This is a genomic window from Rhodobacteraceae bacterium M382 (genome assembly GCA_025141015.1).
Classification (GTDB): domain Bacteria; phylum Pseudomonadota; class Alphaproteobacteria; order Rhodobacterales; family Rhodobacteraceae; genus Aliisedimentitalea; species Aliisedimentitalea scapharcae.
Genome location: CP081098.1, coordinates 4,003,063 through 4,020,942, shown reverse-complemented (window position 1 = coordinate 4,020,942; position 17,880 = coordinate 4,003,063). Strand labels below are relative to the sequence as shown.

Annotated in this window: 15 protein-coding genes and 1 riboswitch; of the genes, 10 read left to right on the top strand and 5 right to left on the bottom strand. The window is 58.5% G+C overall.

Features of this window, described 5'->3' with window-relative positions:
• Window positions 1-29: 29 nt before the first annotated feature.
• Entirely contained in the window at window positions 30-845 is an 816-nt protein-coding gene (locus K3727_18615; protein ID UWQ90752.1) for a cyclase family protein, read from the bottom strand.
• Window positions 846-1,087: 242 nt separating this feature from the next.
• Between K3727_18615 and K3727_18610 the strand changes: the two genes are divergently transcribed.
• From K3727_18610 to K3727_18565, 10 genes are all read left to right on the top strand, one after another.
• Window positions 1,088-2,170 carry a hypothetical protein gene (locus K3727_18610; GenBank protein UWQ90751.1) on the top strand — a complete coding sequence of 361 codons (1,083 nt, stop codon included), beginning with the start codon at window positions 1,088-1,090 and terminating at the stop codon, window positions 2,168-2,170.
• 2 nt (window positions 2,171-2,172) lie between these two features.
• A complete protein-coding gene (locus tag K3727_18605) occupies window positions 2,173-2,457 on the top strand; it encodes a hypothetical protein (protein UWQ90750.1) in 285 nt (94 codons plus the stop codon).
• On the top strand, window positions 2,454-3,581 hold the full coding sequence (locus K3727_18600; protein ID UWQ90749.1) for a hypothetical protein: 1,128 nt from the start codon (window positions 2,454-2,456) through the stop codon (window positions 3,579-3,581). The genes K3727_18605 and K3727_18600 overlap by 4 nt, the downstream gene beginning before the upstream one ends.
• 67 nt (window positions 3,582-3,648) lie before the next feature.
• The gene (locus tag K3727_18595; GenBank protein UWQ90748.1) at window positions 3,649-5,586 is read left to right on the top strand and encodes an ATP-binding protein; all 1,938 of its coding nucleotides are present in this window, start codon (window positions 3,649-3,651) and stop codon (window positions 5,584-5,586) included.
• Window positions 5,587-5,868: 282 nt separating this feature from the next.
• Window positions 5,869-6,777, top strand: coding sequence for a sulfotransferase (locus K3727_18590; GenBank protein ID UWQ90747.1), 909 nt, complete (start codon window positions 5,869-5,871; stop codon window positions 6,775-6,777).
• A gap of 312 nt (window positions 6,778-7,089) precedes the next feature.
• A complete protein-coding gene (locus tag K3727_18585) occupies window positions 7,090-11,034 on the top strand; it encodes a right-handed parallel beta-helix repeat-containing protein (GenBank protein UWQ90746.1) in 3,945 nt (1,314 codons plus the stop codon).
• Between the two features lie 466 nt (window positions 11,035-11,500).
• Complete coding sequence (locus K3727_18580) at window positions 11,501-12,862, top strand: hypothetical protein (GenBank protein ID UWQ90745.1); 1,362 nt, start codon at window positions 11,501-11,503, stop codon at window positions 12,860-12,862.
• Window position 12,863: 1 nt separating this feature from the next.
• On the top strand, window positions 12,864-13,133 hold the full coding sequence (locus K3727_18575; protein ID UWQ90744.1) for a hypothetical protein: 270 nt from the start codon (window positions 12,864-12,866) through the stop codon (window positions 13,131-13,133).
• Window positions 13,134-13,145: 12 nt separating this feature from the next.
• Window positions 13,146-13,790, top strand: a complete 645-nt coding sequence (locus K3727_18570) for a DUF1523 family protein (protein UWQ90743.1) — start codon at window positions 13,146-13,148, stop codon at window positions 13,788-13,790.
• 8 nt (window positions 13,791-13,798) lie between these two features.
• Complete coding sequence (locus K3727_18565; GenBank protein UWQ93451.1) at window positions 13,799-14,152, top strand: DUF1636 family protein; 354 nt, start codon at window positions 13,799-13,801, stop codon at window positions 14,150-14,152.
• Window positions 14,153-14,323: 171 nt separating this feature from the next.
• Here the strand turns inward: K3727_18565 and K3727_18560 are convergent, their stop codons facing one another.
• The 4 genes from K3727_18560 to K3727_18545 all read right to left on the bottom strand — a co-directional run bounded on the left by K3727_18560 (window position 14,324) and on the right by K3727_18545 (window position 17,830).
• Window positions 14,324-14,863, bottom strand: a complete 540-nt coding sequence (locus K3727_18560; protein UWQ90742.1) for a hypothetical protein — start codon at window positions 14,861-14,863, stop codon at window positions 14,324-14,326.
• A gap of 95 nt (window positions 14,864-14,958) precedes the next feature.
• On the bottom strand, window positions 14,959-15,660 hold the full coding sequence (locus tag K3727_18555; GenBank protein ID UWQ90741.1) for a CbtA family protein: 702 nt from the start codon (window positions 15,658-15,660) through the stop codon (window positions 14,959-14,961).
• A 4-nt stretch (window positions 15,661-15,664) separates the two neighbouring features.
• Window positions 15,665-15,841, bottom strand: coding sequence for a CbtB-domain containing protein (locus K3727_18550; protein UWQ90740.1), 177 nt, complete (start codon window positions 15,839-15,841; stop codon window positions 15,665-15,667).
• A 32-nt stretch (window positions 15,842-15,873) separates the two neighbouring features.
• Window positions 15,874-16,079: riboswitch (cobalamin riboswitch) on the bottom strand.
• 173 nt (window positions 16,080-16,252) lie between these two features.
• Window positions 16,253-17,830: a beta-1,6-N-acetylglucosaminyltransferase gene (locus K3727_18545; protein ID UWQ90739.1), complete on the bottom strand. Its 1,578-nt coding sequence runs from the start codon at window positions 17,828-17,830 to the stop codon at window positions 16,253-16,255.
• Window positions 17,831-17,880 lie beyond the last annotated feature (50 nt).

Below are 17,880 nucleotides of genomic sequence, written 5' to 3'. Positions count from 1 at the left end.
GACTGCCGCATGTGCGCGGTGTTGGCGGGTCAGACCAGGGCCAGAATGCGGGCTGGTCCGCCTGAGCCGCCTTTGTGTTTTGGTGCGCCGATGACCAGGGTTGCGCCGCTTGCCGGGACCTTGTCCAGATTGGCCAGGTTTTCGATGCCGAACCGGCCGGACGGCAACCAGGCATAATGCACCGCAAAATCGGCAGAGGGACCGTGATCCAACGACAGGCTATCCACCGCCATCGAGGTCGCGCCGGTTTCATCCATCAACATCTGGGCGGCTTCGACGTGAAAGCCCGGGAAATGCATGGCCTGCCCGTCAAACCCCCGGAACGCGTCGGTGTCGGTTTTGCTGCCCCACCCCGAATGCATGGCAACGCAGGCATTGGCGGGAATGTCGCCATGGGTGCTGATCCAGGATTTGATGTCGTCGGGTGTGACCTGAGCATCCGGGTTTTCGGCGGCTTTGGCTGCGATGTCGATGACACATAGCGGTGCGAGCAGCTGGCTGACCGGGATTTCATCGACCGATGCCCCGTCGGCGGAAAAATGCAGCGGTGCATCGATGTGGGTGCCGGTGTGTTCATTGATCTGAAGATTGAACACGTTGAAGCCGTGCTCCTTGAAATTGAACGGCTGATCGGACGACATGCCGGGCGTTCCGAAATAGGTTGGAAAATCAGCGCTGAGCGTATGGGTCATATCCTGGGCGCTGCCATGGCCCATGGCGAGCGCCGGGGAGGTCTGGGCGGTGCCCAATGTCGCGGCCACACCGGCCATGGCCGCACCTGTGAACAAGGTCCGGCGGGTTATCATTCGGTCTTTTACAGCATTCATGACACAGATGTCGCACATTGAATTTCAAGCTCCTGTTAAAATGACTTCTAGGGACACCTTAACACAGAAAAGCAATTTGGGTGAGACGGGCACGACCGGGCCATGACAGAGGCGCACGCGCATTCCCCTTTCTTTTCTCATCTGTGTTTGCCACAGTATCTGCGAGTTTGTTTTCGAGATTTCAGCCGCCTGAGGGATGTAAAGGGGATAAACATTTCCTATCTCATAGAGTGCGGCACACGCAGTAACAGGAGGGATTGATGGCCGGGGCCCAGTTCGAGGCAATGATTGCAGAGAGTCAGCGCAAGGTGCGGGAATCACAGGCGCAGATCGAAGGTCTGACCAGCCGGATCGAAAGCGCCCGCGCCAAGATCGAAGCGGGGGAAGACGCCAGTATCGACATCGAAAATGCCACGCTGGAAGACGTACACGCCCATACCGAAGTCATGAACGCCAATATTGCGGAGCTGATCATGGGGCTGGACGATGTGACCAGCGCCTTTTCCAAGGATTTCGACGAAATGCGGTCGAAAACCGGGTGGGAGAGCTTTGTCGGCATCTTTAGCAAGGGCAAATCGGATTCGCTGCGCCAAGAGCGGATGCGCACTGCGAATATCGACGACAAATTGCAGGACCTGATCGCCAAGTCCGACGTCATCGTGCAGCTGTTGCAAGGGCAGCTGTCGGTGCTCGAAGAGCAGCGGGAAAAGGTGCAGACCAACCTGAGTTCAACGTTGGATGACCGCGAAGTCACCGTTTCGGAGCTGGAAAAGGTGCGGGCCGACATTCTGGGTATGGACCCAAAAATCATTGAGCTGGAAAACAAGATTTCCGTGGAACAGGACGCGGCCAGTCGGACCAAGCTGGAAACCGAATTGGCGGCGTTGAATACCCAATACAACACCCTGGTCCAGGACGAGCAGGTCAAATTGGCCAAATCCCAGACGCTGGAACGCTATATCGAAAAGGGCAAGACCTGGGTGGATTCGCTGCAAAATCAGGCGGCGACCCAGTTGGTGCTGATCAACAAGCTGCAGACCGACACGGCCCAGCGGGTGGTGCTGTATGACGCGCTGACCAAATCGCTGAAAACCGCACAGCAGCAGGACATTGCGCACCGCATCAACGAAATCGGCGTGCAGACCGACAAGGAGGCGCAAACCGCCATGGCCGCCATCGGCACCGCGACCAACCAGAAGATGGCCGACATGCTGGAGGCGCATGAGGACCATATGGTGTTCGCGCGCGACGTGTTGGAGAAAAAAGCCAAGGCCGACGAACGGTTCGCCCGCCGGTTTTCGCAGATTGTCGAGAAACACGACAAGAACCTGTATGGGGGGTGAACATGCGCGGTTTGTTGACGGTTTTCAGCGCAGCCGTAGCGCTGGGCGCTGGGCAGGGCATGGCTGAACAATCCTGGAATACGGTGGAAGGCATGTCTTCGGCCAAGCTCGCTGTTGCTGGCGCGGATCTTGTCGGATCTTCGATCGGCCAGACCGAGCGCGGCGAAGTGATCATGACGCATTGGCGTGTCGTGGAGGGGCAGATGGCGGGAAGCTATTTCAGGTGCTTTGAGGTCAAACGCTATCAAGACAAGATCGACGTGGCCTATTGCCAGCGCGCCCAATGACAGACCGCACGCATACGTCTGTGGACCATGCCGGGCTGACCGATACCTTTGCCTCGCGCCGGTATTTTCGCAAGTTCGGGGCGATTACGAGCCATCTGGCGCGGGTGGCGGGGTATATGCAGGCCGATGGTGCGCTGAGCAAGTCTGACGTCAAAGTTCTGACCGGGTATCTGACATCGCTGACTTATACCTTTCGGGCGCTCAGCATGAAATACCTGCTGGTGGGGCGCGAAACGGGACGGTTTTTTGGGTCGCTGGCGATGGACAAACGCGACAGCGGTTTTCCTGTGGTGACAGAGCTGATGACGATGGCCAATGATGCCCAACAGGCGGCCCGGCATCTGGAGAACATGCCGTCGGAAAGCGATCTGAAGGACCAGATGGTGCGCACCATCATTTCGGACCGGGAGCTGCCGACCAAGCTGCAATTCGCGCTGTCGCAGCGGCTCTATTATCAGGAGCTGCTCAGGGCGGATCTGTTCTGGTCCCGCAATGATCCGGTTTGTGAATGGTTGGGCAATGATGGGGACAGGCGGCGGTTCCTGTTGCATTGGGCGGTCTATGACAGCCAGATCAACCTGCCGGTCATTTACATGATGGAGCTGGAAGATTCCGGCAAGGTGGCGCTGCCGAAAGATCAACGCCGCTGGCCCGAAGTCCAGGCGCATCTGATGGCGCAATCCCTGGGAGCGCTGAAGCTGGTGACGATTGCCAAGGGGTTTGATGGCGATTTTGATGATCTGCACCCCAAACGGCTGCGCCGGTTGCATGTGGGACCGATGTACAGTTCGGCCTATACCGAACAAAGCGGACCGCTGCGGCAGGTTCTGGCACAGGCGCAGGCCCCGGAGGGGCAGGATTGGGCCCTGGCGTGGACATTGGAAGAGCTGGAAAGCGAACGGGTGAACGAAGAGCGCGCCGGGTGGTTTTCGACCGTGGAACGCGAAGTGTTTGCGTTGGACCCGTTTGGCGGTCGCGGCGCGGACACCGGGGCGACCCGCACACAGCGGTCAATCATTGTGCCGCAACGCCCGTTTCAGGTGCTGGTGGACCTGAACCCGCCGGGCTTTGCCGATGTGCGCAAATACGTGGTGAGCGCAGCAGGCCAGGTGTTGCGATATTGATTGGTCCTGCCGGACCAAGCCTCCGGCGGGAGTTTTTGAGCGAGATGAAGAGGAGGGGCGTTACCTCATGAGCCTGACATCCGATCAGATGGAATTGCGCGAAGACGACATTCGCGCGCATTACGATGCCGCCGCCGCCCTGTTGGATGGCTTTGATCACACGCCGCGCAGCGCCAAAGCGCGCACGCCCGCCAAGGCCGAGCAACGCAGTTCCGGCATTGCCCCCCGGCGTCGGTTTCGATCCACGACACCGGGTCTGGTCACCCGGTCGACCGCCCGACCCGAAGGGGTCCATCTGATCGAGCGGATCGAGGCCGCGGACGGTGGTGATCCCTTGACCTCGCCGCTTCAGGCCACGGTCATGCACAGCCTGCGCCGGGCGTTGGCGATTGCTCTGGCGATGGGGGAACAGTTTTGCGATGCCTCTGGGCTGGGCGATCTGAAACGGGCCAATTTGTCCGGTGCCCTGGCCGCGGACCGCAAGTCGGAGTTCGGTGATCTTCTCAGCGCCGAGGCGCTGGTTGTGGCCCATGTCTGGGCCAATGCGGTGGCGTTTTTGCTGGCCCCGCATCTGGGAGAAACGCAGGTCGAAACCGGGGAAGCCGAAGAGTTTCTGACGGATAACGCCCAGCTCGCGTTGCATGGGGCGCTGTGGGAGGTTGACCAGAAGCTGGCGTTTTATGCGCAGGACGATGCCCAGATGGCCGCCACCGTGGCCGCCTATGGCGAACAGGTGATGGAAAAGGCCGCGCTGAGGGCACAGACCGCCCCGCGTCTTGTCCCGTTTACCGGGGCGGCCTGGCGGATCGAGGCGGATGATCTGACCCTTCGCGGGTTCGAACCGGCAACCAAGGCCAAATCCACCACGTTGACCATGACGTTCAAAAAACCGCACGAGGTGGTGGGCAACCATATCGCCAAATATCAGGCCATGCGATTGGCCAAGATGTTGATGGCCTATGATTTCGACCGTCGAATGAACCCGTTTGCCGAACTGGGCGGCTTCATTTTCACCTTTATGGGCGATGGCAAACCGGGGACGGGCAAGACCACCTTGATCCAGATGATGGCCGGGCTGATCAATGAGTATTGCAAGGTGGCAGGCTATCCGTTCCGCTATCAGAACCTGAGCACCGAAAACATCGACAGTTATCAGGGGAAATCCGGCCAGAACGCCAAGGCGTTCATCAACACGATCATTGACCCCGCAGCGATCGGGTTCGGCACCATCGATGATATCGACCAATTGGCCGGCAAACGCGGTGATCGTCAGTCATCGGCCGGGCAATTGGAAATCACCGCCGTTCTGATGGAGAGCTTTGCCGGGGCCAATACCGTAGTGCGGGGCAATTGCACGTTCGGAATGTTTTCGAATTATCCTGAAAACGTCGATGATGCCCTGCGTCAGCGCGCCGGGGCACGGTTTCTGGTTGATGGGCCGCAAACGCGCGAGGATTACATCGACATCCTCAACCTGTTGATGGGCCGCAACCACAACATCCCGCTGGGCGAACACGACGCCTATGCCGCGCAGGAAATCAAAAAGGCCGTCGCCCGCAGCTTTGCCGCCCATTCCAGACCGCAGGAGGCCGGGCTGATGGCGGTCTTTGACAGGGTTCATGATCAGATCGGTGACCTGGATACGATTGCCAAGCTGGGAACCTATCTCAAGGCCATTCAGGACGCCGACGACCGATTTACCGGTCGTGCGATCAAGAATATCACCGATGCGGTCAAGGTCCGGGCGATGGATTTCGAGCTGCCGGACGCGTGGATGGAAAACCCTGAACTGTTTCTATTCCGCGACTATGACACCAAAATGGCCATGATTTCGGAGCTTCGGGTTCCGATCACTGTCGAAATGGTGATCCAGGAAATCAATCGTTATGCCGATAGCGAATTCCGTTATGCCGATAAATCAGACGAGGTTGCGATCGAGTCGATGGTGCGGGATTTTGGCCGTCAGGCAGAGGCCAAGCGGCGCTATTTGGGGGGCACCTCCTGAACTGCTGCCGCTGTTGTTTCGGGCCCGTGCGCGCCAGGGCCGTTGCATAAAGGCGGTGCAGCAAAGGGGAGGAATAAAACCTGCCGGGGTCAACAAAACGGATAGGGCCGCGTGGCAATTGCCGAATTTGGATGCGCCGGTCTTTTTGATCTAAGAAATTGCGACTGTATCCGGTCCGATGTACGATTTTTAAAATGAGTTGAACCGATGAACAGACAATTGGTCAGGTCCAATTCGGTTTCGGTGACATCTGAATTTGGCACCGTTGAAATGAGAAGAAAAATGGACAATAGACAGTTTCACTTTATTTCTGGATTGCCACGTTCGGGGTCCACATTGGCCGCTGCGATTTTGCGCCAGAACCCACGGTTTCATGCCGGAATGACAAGCCCGATTGCCAGCCTGTTCGACGGCATGATTGCGCAGGTTTCGGCGGGAACCGAGCTGAGCACCATGGTGACCCAGGCCCAGCGGGCCAGATTGCTGCGCGGGCTGTTCGACAGCTATTATGCCGAGCAGACAGAAGAGGTGATTTTTGATACCAACCGGGCATGGACCGCAAAGCTCCCCGCGCTGTTGCAGGTTTTTCCCAATGCAAAAGTTGTGTGTCTGGTCCGGGATGTGGCGTGGATCATGGATTCGATGGAACGGCAGTTCCGCCAGAATGCATTTGAACACACGCGTCTTTTTCAGACAGAGGGGGAGCGATCGACCGTTTATACGCGGACTGCCGCGCTGGCACAGGCCAACAGTCTGGTTGGCTATCCGTGGCACGCCCTGAGAGAGGCGTGTTATTCCGAATTTGCGGATCGTTTGGTGATCGTTGAATACGACCTGCTTGTGCATCAACCGGTCCAAGTCTTTCAGTTGATTTATGAATTTCTGGGTGAAGACCCGTTTGAACATGATTTCAAGGCCATAGACTTTGACGCTCCGACCTTTGACCAGACCCTGGGTCTGGATGGGCTGCATCGTGTCCACCCTGAGGTGAAACCCCGCCCGCGCGAAACCATTCTGCCCCCGGATTTATTCGAACGATATTCGCAACAGGCGTTTTGGCAGGATTTGCAGAAATCCAGCGCGTTTCGAATTGTTTCGAATCCGCCCGAAAACCGGGAGCCATCCGCGGAGACAGGGCGGAAAGCTGGGACTGCTGTCTTTCCTGACCGTCCGGGCGTCATTGACCCATAGAGATTTTGGATGGGGTCGCGTCGGGAGGCGGCTGGCGTCAAAGGGATTAAACGGCCAATATCAGCGGGAAAATCACGGTGAAGTGCGACACTGGGCAGGCTGTTATATTTGCCGATACAGTGATATATTTCTGATTGAAACGGGTCGGTGAGACTGCGTACATAAATAGTTTGTAAAACAAATGGCCGGACATGCGCGGCTGGTTGACAGAATTGAATGCGGCCCTTTCAATTGCGGCGGGGTGCACAGCGGAATTAACGCGCGTCCAATATTTTTTGCAATTCGTTTTGACCCGTAAAAATCGGAGACCAAATGGCTTCTTTCGTTGTTACAACACATCTGGATACGATCGACGCGACAGACGGGGTGACGTCGCTGCGCGAGGCCGTGCAGCAGGCGGAAACGTCACCGGGGGCGGATCTGATCGAATTTGATGCGCTGTTGGCCGGCGAAACCATCACGTTGTCTCTGGGGCAATTGGACATTGCCCAGGATGTGACGCTGGACGGTGGACTCAATGACGTTCCCGGTGCCGATATCACCTTGCAGGGCAGCGGCTCTGACCGGGTTTTGAATATCGTCAGCGGCGCGGTCACGTTGACGGAAATGACCGTCGCTGGGGGGCATGCAGACTCCGGTGGTGGCATTGCCATTTCCGAAGACGCCACCGTGATCCTGAGGGACAGCACGGTTCGCGACAGTACTGCGGTCACTGCGGGCGGCGGGATTCGAAATTCGGGCAGTTTGACGCTCGAGTCGAGCACGGTTTCGGGCAATACAGCCGACCTTGGGGGCGGCGGCATTTCCAACAGCGGCACGCTGAGCCTGACCAATACCACGATACAGGGCAATGCGGCGCGCGATGGTGGCGGCATTTACAATTCCGACGTTGTGTCGATGGTCCACACAACGATTACCGGGAACACGGCAACCGGTTTTGGCGGTGGCCTGTATACGGGTGGGACCTATGTTTCGGGTCGTGCGGATGCGACGAATACCATCATTCTGGGAAATTCAGCGGCAACTGGCAGCGAGTCATATGGCGATGCCTTTGCAATCCGGGATGGCACCATTGTTTCGGGTGTCGTATCGGACGTGTTTCAGTCTCTGGACGCCAATGGTGGCGGGGCGCTTGCCGATAATGGCGGGCCGGTTCAGACCGTCGCCCTAAAGGAGACGGCGGACAATCCCGCCATAGATGTTGGCGACGCGATCACGGGTTTGGACCTGGACGCGACGGGTGCACCGCGCGTCATTGATTATTTTGGGGTGGATAACGGTGGGGTTGCCGATTCAGGTGCTGTCGAGGCACAGGGTGATTTTCCGCCTGTCGAACCGGGCAGCCTGACGGTTACGACCGCATTGGATGTGGTCGACCCCTTTGACAATCAGACGTCGTTGCGAGAGGCGCTTGCCTTTGCTGATCTTGACCCGGATCACAGCGTAATTTCTTTTGCCTCCGGGGTCGGCGAAGCGTTTGAAAATGACACGACAATTGTTTTGGATGGCACGCCGTTGGTGTCGTCGTCCAGCATCACGCTTAGCGGGGATTTTGACGGGGATGGCACTGCCGATCTGACGTTGGACGGCAATGGCGGTTATACGGCGCTTGAAAGCAGCGGCGACGTCGTGTCGGTCAGCGCGATCAATGTGACCGGTGCGGGAAACGGTCTGGTTTTCAACAGTGTTGAAACCCTGAGCCTTTCAAACCTGACCCTGTACGGGAATGACAATTCTGGTTTGCGCCTGTACAACTGCGACACGGCAACCGTCAGCAACAGCGAGATGTTCGACAATGGCGGGGCGGGTTTGTCCGTGTTCAGTTCCTTTGGCTATGGAGGGGCGACCGATCTGCATGTGAACGATGTTGTCAGCAGAAACAACGAGGGCAACGGGCTGAGCGTCCACGGGAACTTTGGATCCGGGTATTTCCCGACAAGAGCAACGGTTCAATTGACCAATGTCTCAAGCCTGTCCAATGGTGGCAGCGGTGTTTTTGCCGGACAAGTCGCCCGGGTGTCCTTTGATGGCAGCACGTTGTCAGGCAACCAGAATGGCGGTGTTTTTACCGATCGCAGCGCCTATGTCTATCTGACCGACAGCACCGTGTCCTCCAACGTCAAAGGTGGTTTGGGCGGCGGCGGTGCCTATAATCTGGGGCGTTTGTTTCTCATGAATACCACGGTTGCGGATAATGCTGCCGATGGCGATGGTGGCGGAATTCACAATCGGGGAAGCCTGACGCTTCAAAACAGCACTGTGACCGGAAATTCGGCAACGCAGAGCGGCGGCGGGATTTATAATCTGCCGTCAAAGACGTCCACTCTGACGTTGTCTCTGGTTCTGGGGAATTCTGCGGGCACGGACGCGGAAATTGCCGGTGACATCACGCAGGAGGGCCAGAACCTGGTGGGTGGGGACGCACAACAGGTGTTTGCTGCCGTGGGGCCCGACGGCGGTGGTGTCCTGGCCGACAATGGCGGGTCGGTTCAGACGGTCGCGTTGAACCCCAGTGTCACCAATCCGGCGCTGGATTTGGGCAGGCAATTCGAAGGCGTGGAGACCGACGCCACCGGCGCGCCGCGCGCCATCAATTTACCCGATGTGGACAATGGCGGTATCGTCGACCTGGGAGCCTATGAGCTGCAGGCGGTGTCCGCTGCGCCGGAAGGTGGGGTTGTCATTGACGGTCTGCCCCCGGTGCAGGGGCGGACCCTTGTGGCCGACATTTCATCGGTCCGCGATGCGGATGGGATCGTGGCGGGCACCGAAGGGTTCCAATGGCAACGCGACGGTGTCGATATCGACGGCAGCACCGGATCCAGCCATGTCCTGACCCAGGAGGACGTCGGTTCACGCCTGTCCGTGGTCTATACCTTCACGGACAGCCTTGGTGCCCATGAAACCGTGACCAGCGCGCCGACGTCGGCTGTTGCGGATGTGAATGATGCGCCGGTTGGAGCGGTTGTGATCAGCGGCACGGCCGAGCAGGGGGGGACGCTGACGGCGGATCCTTCTGGTGTGAGCGATGCGGATGGGATCAATGCGGCGACCCTGTCGGGTCAATGGTTGCGCGATGGTGTCGCGGTGGCTGGTGCGACGTCGACGACCTATGCGCTGACGCAGGCCGATGTGGGGGCGCAGATGTCGTACCGCTTTGGCTATACCGACAATGCGGGCACGGCTGAAACCGTGACCAGCGCGGCGACGGTTGCGGTGGCCAATGTCAACGATCTGCCAACCGGGGCCGTGACGATTTCGGGTGGCACCAAAAGCGGCGATACGCTCACTGCGGATACGTCGGGGGTTGCGGATGCCGACGGGATCAACGAATCGACCGAAGCCGGACAATGGCTGCGGGATGGCACCCCGATTGCGGGTGCCACCAATGAAACCTACACCCTGACATCCGACGATGTGGGCCGCCAGATTTCGGTTGTGTTCACCTATACGGACACCTTTGGAACGGATGAAAGCGTCACCAGCGCTGCCACAGGTCCGATCACGCCAGGCGCGTTGAACCTGACGGGGACACCGGGGCGCGATGTTCTGATCGGGGCCGAAGGCAACGACACGATCACCGGTCTGGGCGACAACGACCGTCTGGTCGGGAACGCCGGCAATGACATCATCAACGGGGGCGATGGCGCCGATACGCTGAACGGTGGCGAAGGCAATGACACCATTCAGGGCGGGGCCACGGATGCTGACCTGCGCGATGTGGTCTTTGCCGGAGCGGGCGATGACAGCGTGGACGCGGGCGCGGGCAACGACCAGGTGTTTGGTCAGGCGGGCAACGATACCATCGCCGGTGGCGCGGGTGTTGATGACCTGCAGGGTCAGGACGGCGACGACGTGATCACCGGCTCGGCGTTTTCCGATCTGGTGTTTGGCGGTGCGGGCAATGATTTTGTCAATGGCGGCTTTGGCAGCGACCGGATCAATGGCGGCTCTGGCGCGGACAAGTTCTTCCATGCCGGTGTCGAGGGCCACGGATCGGACTGGCTGCAGGATTACCTGTCCACCGAAGGCGACGTGCTGTTTTGGGGCGGTGTCCCCGCCACGGCCAGCGATTTCCAGGTCAACCTGGCCCATACCGCCAATGACGTGGGCGAACGGTCAGGCGATGACACGGTGCAAGAGGCGTTCGTGATCTACAAACCCACCGAACAGATCATCTGGGCGCTGGTCGATGGCGGCGGCCAAAGCGCGATCAACATCCAGATCGGAACGGACACATTCGATCTGTTGATCTGAGGATGTAACCTGTCACCTCTGGCCCCCAGTAATTCACCCCACCACCGCCACCACTGCGCGTCCCTGGGTGGGCTGCCTTGCCTCAATACGGCGCGCAAAGCAGGAACTGCAGTGCCAAGCCATAGGGCAAAGCCTGCGGCGAAAAGATGCGTTGCCTTGTAATCCACTCTTTGAATTCATTTATTTCAGGAACATGAAACGTCAGATGCGGCGACCGGACAGAGATGTTGCCCCGAACGTCCAACCCGCGTTGCCGCGTTCTGAGAAGGTTTGCGTGGTGTAAAATTGGGGTGGTGTAAAATTGGGATTGAGCGCCAGACTGTGATGTATCATTTGGGTCTGTGGTTCGTTTAGACTGGGCTGGTGGTAGATTGGGCACACCAGCGGTCCCTTTTCAGGGTCTGGTTGAATTGGAGGACAGGCCTGTGATCATTCTGCACAGGGACATTTCTGAAGGGAAAGCAAAGTGAAACGTCTCATCCAGAACGGGTTGATGTTTGGTAACCTGATCCATGTCTCAAGCCCTGCCCTGATTGACCGTTACAACCGGGCGCTGGAGCATTTGTCTGGCAGGCAAACCGGGCTTGGCGATTTTCACATCGACATCTCCGGGTTTTCGCCCGAGATCGCGCAGGAGCTGGGCGATCCGCTGTATCTCAATCCCAATGGGGTCAATCGGCAGTTCATTCTGCTCACACCCGAACAGAAGAATGCGCCGCTGCTGGACGCGAAATTTTCGACCAGCCGGGATATCCTGCAGCAGTTCATCGCGCGCAATCTGGCGCAGCTGTTTGCCCTGACCGCCACAGATGCCGTGGCGGGCGAACTGGTCAATTCGGTGTTCAGCGTTGAGACACCTGCGCGCCTGTTCGACATCCGTCAGATCCGGGTCGAGGCCGACACGACCAGGGGAACCATTGCCCAGGCCGATCACCTTGCCGGGCTGGTCGAACGGTTCAAGACCGAGGAGGATGGCTGGTTTGACGATGTATTGATCGCCGAAATGATCGAAACGGCCAAGCAGACCGGTGATGTGTCCCGCAACCCTGTGCACCTGAAGCATGAAACATTCGAGCAGCGCAATTTCTGGACGGCGCATTTCGGCGGGATCTATCTGTTCCAGGGGGTGGACCACCCCGCGATGATCACCAGCGGGCCACGGCCGACAGAGGAGCTGCCGATCAAATACGTCTTTGACATGAGCGACCGAAACCGGATTGCCAAATTTCTGGACTATAATGGGTTGGCCGAACCGGTGGTCAAGGCGCGCGGTGTGGATGGTGCGGCGATCCTGCGCCAAAAGATGGATTTCATTGTCGCGGATACGCTGGGCCGCAAGGGCCTGGATCTGGCCGGGCGGTCGCGATCGGATTTGCGGCGGCTGGCGCGGGCGCATGTTGGGGAATTGCCGGTCGAATACGATCTGTTGGCTGCCATGGTTCGTTGGGCGGAAACCGGCGGCGGGTGGCCGCGGGTCAGTTCGGATCACCCCGGGTATTTTTATACGTTACGCGCTGCGGACACGCCGGATCGGGATCTGGTCAATATGCTTTTGGCAGAGCTGTGTCCGTTGGACATCCGCCAATTGTTCATTTGCCACAAACCCCTGTTCTATGAATCCTACAGCACCTGGCCCGAGCCCAAGAAAGCCTATGTTGCAGAGTTTCTGGCCTCGGAATATGCGGTGGACAAGGCGGGGGCACGCGCGGCACTGTTTGGACATGAACCCGACATGAGCGGCCGCACCCCGGAGCCGCCCCCAAAGCCGGGACGTCGCGATGACCTGATCGACCGCGTCGGTCCCTGGGGTGCTGTAAGGAGACGTTGAGATGTTTGCGCTGTTTCGCCTGCTTGTTGTCCTGCTGTTCATTCAGACGATTGCCTATATCGGGTTGTCGCTCTATTCCCGGTCGGTGCGCAAAGGCAAGCTTGAGGCGCATTGGGACAAGAAGGACGCCATGAAGGGCGACAAGGATATCTTTGTTGAACGCGGGTTGAAACGCTATGATGCCTCGTTTCGCCGCAAGCTTATTCTCGGGGTCTATATCGTGCCGTGGGCGGGTATCGTGGCCTTGATCTATATTCGGAATTTTATGTGAGGACCTCAAACCATGGTCTATATCAAATGGGCGATCATTCTGCTCTTCTGGGGCACCGTCGGGTCAGTCCTGCATTATGCGCTGCCCAGTCATGACACGGTGCGGATCGTCAATACCTATGAAGAACGACAGGAGCTGAACGACTGGACCCGGATGTTTTGGGCGGTTCCGGATGATCAGTCGGTGAACCTGATCAGCCGCGACGTTCAATTCATTCAGGCGGTGAGACCCAGCAACCGGGCAATTGTCTATCGCAATGAAGATACCGGGTGGGGCTGGCCGTTCTATTTCAAGTTCGACACCGCCAACCTGTATACCGAAGCGAATGACCGGATTTCGACCAAATCGGATCCCGAGTGGGTGTCGGTCATGCATTATGGCTGGCGCAATGAATTCCTGTCGATCTTTCCGAATGCGATTTCGATCAAACCTGTGGCGGGGCCCGATCACAGCCCGGTCAACTGGTTCAATATCGTCTTTCTGACGATTCTCGCTGGCATTGTCTGGGCGATCTGGGTGCGGTGGCGCCGGTTCCGGCAGGCCCGTATTGATCCGATGATCGAGGATGTCGAAGACAGTCTTTATGCGGCGGGGGATGCGATTTCGGAACGCCGGGGCCGGATCCGTCGGTGGCTGGACAGCTGGAAGTCGAAGTAAGCAACCCGATGACAGAGATCCGAACTCAGGTGCAATTGGTGCTGTGCACGACCTGCAAGTCGGCAGCGGACCGGTCGTTTCGCGACGGGTTGCAGGCGGCGCTGGACCTGCGTTGGCCGGGACAGGTTCAGCTGTGCGATCAGGCGTGTCTGAATGGATGTGCCAACCCGACCACGATGGCGTTGCAGGGGGCAGGGCGGGCCACCTATTTCTTTGCAGGTGTTCAGCCCGAGACGGATCGGTCGGATATTCTGGAAACGGTCGGGGTCTATCTGGACGCCCCCCAGGGGTGGATCGAGGATGCGCGCCCTTGTGGTCGGTTGCGCTTTTGCCTGAAGGGGCGGATCGCGGCCCTGTGCTGAGACTGGGCAGCCCCGGGGGGCTCCCGCCCGGTCCACACGCATCAGAGATACGCCAGGACCCGTTGGGCCAGGCACCGCCTGACCCGGTAAACCGGCCCAGGCGGTGCCTGATCGCGCGCGACAGACGGCAGCACGGGGTAGCAGCACAGGGGCGGCAGCGTTGCGGAGTGATCAGTTCTCGATTGTCAGCGCCTGGCTCAAAGGTGTGGCACCCACGGCAAGCATCTTGTGATCATTGCTGTTCAGGGTCACTTTGACCTCGACCTGGCCTTTGGGCAGGGCAGACAGATGCAGCCAATCTGAGTAATAGCGGCCCAGTTTGACGCCATTTATGTAAACGTGGGCATGCCCTTCGCCCTCTACATGTGCGGTCGAGGCGTTTTCAGGTGCAAAGCGGAAATTTTCTGTCTGGATGTTGAGATTCCAGCCAGCGGCAGGATCCTTGTGCACGGCGAGCGTCAGCGTTGGTGCTGCGCCGTCGTCCGCGACAGACACCATTTCGTCGTGGTCGTGGCCGGATCCGTGCCCAGATCCGTTCCCAGCCCCGTGCCCAGAGGTCGCGTCGGCATGTTGTGCTGTTGAGCCACCGTGCTGGCCGGGGTCGCCATGGTCGTGGCCGTCAAAAGTGATCCCATTTCCGGCGGCAATGGTGAAGCCGATGCCGCCACCAAAAACGAGGCCGATCAGCAGGAGGGGAATGGAGCGATCCATGGTATCTGGTCCTTGGGGTCCGAAAAAATGAGACGAGCGCCCCCAAGAGTGGCGACGCTCGCAGAGCGATAGGGACCGACGGTCAAATCCGCGATTTAGGCGGCCTGACCATTGGCCGAGCCTGTGCCTTCGCGTTGCCAGAAGTATCCGGCCAGACATCCGAGCAGAACCCAGGCAACCATGCCAACGCCAAAGGCGCGTGCGGCAAAATGGGCCCCGATTTCCGTTGGGACAGGACCGGTAAACACCGCAGGTTCCGGTGCGCCGATCACATGCGGTGCCAGCAACAGGATCGCAGCAGCCCCCCAGGCGGTCCAGGATTTGCCAAAGGCAATCAACCACATGGCCAGGGTCGCAGTCAGCACCGTGGCGAACCACCAGATCTGGCGGTCACCAACGTCGGCGGCGGCAACACCGGGAACTTCTGGGGCAAGCGAAAACCCGGGTGCGAAATGCACAGCGACAAAGCCCGCGACACCCCAGATCAGACCTGTGCGCCCATTGATGGTGGCACCGCGCTCTTCGGCCTGGGACATCAGCGCCACCAGAACCATTGCATAGCCGGAGTAGACAAGCATGGTAAAGACCACGCTCAACCCGTCGCGCACGGCCTCAAAACCGCCCACGTCCTGATGCGCCGACACCGTTGATGACGACCCGAAATGAACCAGATCCCCCCCTTCGTACAGCTCGGCATGCAGCAGAACAGGCTGTACAAAATACAACTGCAGCAGGGCGGTTATCAGCCCTGCTGCAGCACCAGCGAACAACGCGCTGGTCAAAATCCGTGTGAACATCAGCTTAGTGGCAGGGGAAGCCGGTCGCGTGACGCACGTCATGGGCTGCATCGTGCAGGGTCGACGCCTGAACGTGGCCGGTGATCGACACGATGGCCAAACCGATCAGAGCTGCAAAAACAGCAATGCCAAAACCGGCTTTGCTGTGGGACTGGGAAACGGTGGTCGCTTGCGCGTTCATTTTGTCTTCTCCTTGCCGTCGCACCCGACGGTGTTGTACGTTCGTTACCCGGCAGGTCTCCTGGCTCGCGGATCATGGCGCTTTGCCCGCCTTCCCCGATCCAAAAGGATCAAGTGGCAATTGGACAGGCGCTCACCGCTTACAGTCGCGGGGGCGGCTCCGGAATGACAGCGTTGCGGCCGTGACACCGGATTCCCTTTGGCAGCCGAAATCCGGCGCCGGATCATTCAGTGTTAGCGTATCCTCCTGTCCCTTGCAAAGTCCAATTGCGAAGACTCCGGGTCGGGAAGCGACCAAGCGGTTGTTGGCCGTGCCGCAAAGCCGATTCCGCCGGATGTTTTGCGACGTGGAGCGGGTTTTGCGGCGGGCGAGGGCGGGCGATTCTGCCCCCGCGGGCAAGAAATCCGCCGGTCAATCCGCGAACAAATGGTCGGTTTGGGCCAGGCGCAGGGCCTGATCGGGCGGGATGGTCAGGAAGTCCTGGAATTTGCCCGCATTCTCTTCCGGGCTGTCGGACTGGTGAACCCGATAATGGCGGGCAAAGCCGGCATCGCGGATGCGATCGGCCTCGTGCACGATGTCATTGCGGATTGTGGGAAGCAGCCGTTCCAGCGTGGCCTGCGGCGTGCGTTCGCCTGCCAACCCCACACGGTGCGCATGCCCGATCAGATATTCATCGGTGAATTCACATTCCACGTGCAGCATCCGGGTGACGGAGCGGTCCGAAAAGAAGTCGTGCAGCAAGTCCAGATTGGACGGGTCCATGCAGACCAGCAACCGATCAGTTTCATAATATTCAAATAACATGCGCATCAGGGCGCGCCGATGCCGGGTCCGTTTTTCCAGCGACGACTGGATACCCCCAAGATCGGGGAGAGGGGTGCCTTCTTCGTTGAAAAGGTATTCAATGCAGGGAATGTTGGTCACATGACGGATTTGTTCCAGGATCCGTTTTGAGACATGCCATTTCTTGCACACGACGATCAGCAGTTCGCGTTCACGCCCAAGGGTGCTTTCCGTTTCCCAGAACCGCATGGCAAACCGGCGTCCGATCCGCCCCTTGCCGGACAGGAATTTATACAGGCTGCGGCCTTCGTTCGAAATCTGGAAATCGACATCATGCGCCGCATACAGCCGCCCGAGCCGGGCCTTGAGCTCGACCGCTTCGGGGCTGATCTTGCGCGCGAACAGGAAATCCTGGCTGAGCAGCAAGTCATAGTGATCATTATGGAAATTCACCGGCATTCCATAGTCGGTGAACATCAGGAACGTCAGTGTGCGCGCCTGGATTTCGGTTTCTGGTACCAGATGGCGTACAAGCGTCTGAAAAAACGTCTCATCCGGAATCCAGGTTGTGCGAAAGAAACGCATGACGTCTTTTCTGGTGCGGGTGAATTCGAGAATCCATTCGACCGTGCGCCGACGCAGGCACCACCATTGGGATCCGATTTGCACCTGGATATCATGCGGGATCTCGCGCGAAACACCCAACCGTTTTTGCAGATTGAATGCGGCATAGAACAGTTTCTTGTGCGTGCGTTCATTGAAGTAATGGCGATAGGTCAGCCGTTCTTCCTTGATCCCGGTCTTGATCCAGTCGCTTTCGAAAAAATCGAAACTCTCGATAAAGTCGTAATCGTTGCTGTCCAGAAAATGATGCGCATATTCAGCGGTCTTGATTGCCATGCAATCGCCGGACAACATGTAGAAATGGGTCGCGCGGGGGAATTCCTCGACGGCCGCCTCTACGGCATAAAGCGTCGCTTGAACCAGGGACCATGCCCCCCAGCCGCATTTGATCCGCTTGCGGGAAAAGGTGACATTGGGGTTGTCTGCCAGAGCCTCGCGGATCAGCTTGTAAGCTTCGGGTTTGGCACGGGCATCGAAGTGAATTGCCATGTAGTCACCGGCCGCCGTCAGGCGTTCGGCTTGCTTCACAATGGCCTCAGGGTCCTTGTGGCAAAGCAGGATATAGGCGATTTTTGCCATCTCGGAAACGAAGCACTCCGGTTTCTTGTCATTGTTTACCTTGATAAAGG